Below are 2,584 nucleotides of genomic sequence, written 5' to 3'. Positions count from 1 at the left end.
GGGCACGCCGGGCACGCCGGGCGCACCGCGCGCGTCGAGCCCGACGGGCGCACGGACGGCGTCGAGTCCACGGACGGAGCGGCACGCGATGCCGAGGGGCTGGCCATCTTCGACGACCAGACCCACGACGACTCGGTCGCCCCGGCCCGCAGCTCGCGGCTGGGCGTCGTCGTCCTCGTCCTCGCCGTGGTCCTGCTCGCCCTCGACGGCGTCGCGATCGCCCTGCTCGCGGCAGACGGAGTCACGGCCGCGGCGTCGATCGCGCTGGTCACGATGCTCGCCTCGATCGGCGTGGGCGTCGTCGCGCTCGTGGCCGTCGCCACGCGTCGGGGCCGCTGGCCGGCCGTGGCCGCGGTGCTGCTGAGCGTCCTCGCCAACCCGTTCGTGTTCGTCTGGCTGCTGGGCGCCCTCGTCCCCTCGCTCTGACGCCGCGCCTCCTCGCCCGGCCCGGCGAGCTGCACCCCCCCGTCCGGCACCACGTCCCCGGAACCAAGGGTGTCGTGCGGGTCCAGGGGTGTAGCTCGCGTTCGTGCCGGTCGTAGGCTGGTGGGCATGTCCGCCGCCGTGTCCGACCTGTTCGATCCTGCTGAGTGGCGAGAGGTGCCGGGCTTCGACGGCCTCACCGACGTCACGTACCACCTCGACGTCGAGGGCCGGGTGGCCCGTGTCGCGATCGACCGGCCCGAGGTGCGCAACGCGTTCCGCCCGCGCACCGTCGACGAGCTGTACCGCGTGCTCGACCACGCACGGCAGCAGAGCCGCGTGGGCGTCGTCCTGCTGACGGGCAACGGCCCCAGCCCCAAGGACGGCGGCTGGGCCTTCTGCAGCGGCGGCGACCAGCGCATCCGTGGCCGTGACGGCTACAAGGCGGAGGGCGCGGAGGCGAACGTGGCCGACCCTGCCTCGGCGGGGCGCCTCCACATCCTCGAGGTGCAGCGGCTGATCCGGTTCATGCCCAAGGTCGTCATCGCGGTCGTGCCGGGCTGGGCGGCGGGCGGCGGGCACTCGCTGCACGTCGTCTGCGACCTCACGATCGCCAGCCGGGAGCACGGCAGGTTCAAGCAGACCGACGCCGACGTGGGCTCGTTCGACGCCGGCTACGGCAGCGCCTACTTCGCCAAGCAGATCGGCCAGAAGCTCGCCCGCGAGGTGTTCTTCCTCGCCGAGGAGTACAGCGCTGACCGCGCCCACGAGATGGGCGCCGTCAACCGCGTCGTCGCCCACGCCGACCTCGAGGAGGAGGCGCTGGCCATGGCCCGCGTCGTCCTCACCAAGTCGCCCACCGCGATCCGCATGCTCAAGTTCGCGTTCAACGCCACCGACGACGGCATCGTGGGCCAGCAGGTCTTCGCGGGCGAGGCGACCCGCCTCGCCTACGGCACCGACGAGGCCGTCGAGGGGCGCGACTCGTTCCTCGAGAAGCGCGAGCCCGACTGGTCGCCCTTCCCATGGCAGTACTGACGCCGACGCCGACGCCGACGCCGCCGTCGACGCTGACGCCGAGGGCGCAGGCGGCAGGACACGACACGAGGAGGCGCGGCGCGTGACCCGCCCCCTCCTCCCCGTCGACGCGCGACGGCCGCTCGACGTGCTCGAGGCCCTCCGGGAGGCCCTCGCAGGTGGTCCGGCCGTCGCCCCGCGGACCGACGACCACGTCCCCGCCGACCTGCCCGCCACCGTGCCGCAGCCCGTGGCCCTCGTCGTCGAGACGAGCGGGTCGAGCGGCGTGCCCAAGCGCGTGATGCTGCCCGCCGACGCCGTGCTCGCCGGTGCGGCCGCCGCCGACGGCGCGCTGAGCGGCCCCGGGCAGTGGGTGCTGGCGCTGCCGGCGCACTACGTCGCGGGCACCAACGTGCTCGTCCGGAGCATCGCCGCCGGCACCGAGCCCGAGGTCCTCGCGCCGGGGCACTTCGACCCGGTCGCGTTCGCCGAGGCAGCGAGTCGCCTCGAGCACCCCGTGCGCTACGCGTCGCTGGTGCCCGCCCAGCTCGCGGCGGTGCTCGACGCCGCCGAGCACGACGCCGACGTGGCCGACGCGGCACGGAGCTTCGCCGCGGTGCTGGTGGGCGGGCAGGCGACGCCCGCGTCCCTCGTCGACCGGGCCCGCGCCTCCGGCGTGGCGGTCGTCCGCACCTACGGCTCGAGCGAGACGAGCGGGGGCTGCGTCTACGACGGCGTGCCCGTCGGTCGCACCCGGGCGGCGGTCGTCGACGGGCAGGTGGAGCTCGCTGGTCCCTCTCTCGCGCTCGGCTACCTGGGCGACGACGCCCGCACCGGGGCGGCCTTCGTCGTCCGCGACGGGGAGCGCTGGTACCGCACCGGCGACGCCGGCAGCCTGTCCGACGACGGCGTGCTCACCGTGAGCGGTCGCCTCGACGACGTCGTCGTCTCGGGCGGCGAGAAGGTGTCGCTCGGGCTCGTGGAGCGGATCGTCCGTGAGCAGCCCGGCCTCGCCGGCGCCGTGGTCGTCCGCGCGTCGCACGAGCGGTGGGGCGAGGTGCCGGTGGTCGTCGTGGGGGAGCCGGGCAGCTCCGGGCCGCGCCTCGTGCCCGGGCCGCCCCGCCTCCCGGAGCTGCCCGAGCTG

The 2,584-nt window shown here is 75.4% G+C and carries 2 protein-coding genes and 1 pseudogene; all 3 read left to right on the top strand.

Annotation, left to right across the window (positions count from 1 at the left end):
- Window positions 1–426: pseudogene (locus RWM17_RS13975) on the top strand (hypothetical protein); the annotation flags it as partial.
- 126 nt (window positions 427–552) lie between these two features.
- Window positions 553–1,461, top strand: a complete 909-nt coding sequence (locus tag RWM17_RS13970) for a 1,4-dihydroxy-2-naphthoyl-CoA synthase (RefSeq protein WP_314104653.1) — start codon at window positions 553–555, stop codon at window positions 1,459–1,461.
- Between the two features lie 82 nt (window positions 1,462–1,543).
- A partial coding sequence (locus RWM17_RS13965; protein ID WP_314104652.1) for an AMP-binding protein occupies window positions 1,544–2,584 on the top strand: 1,041 nt, incomplete at its 3' end.

It is taken from the genome of uncultured Frigoribacterium sp., assembly GCF_963515265.1.
Lineage (GTDB): Bacteria > Actinomycetota > Actinomycetes > Actinomycetales > Microbacteriaceae > Frigoribacterium.
This window is presented reverse-complemented; position numbering and strand designations above follow the sequence as displayed.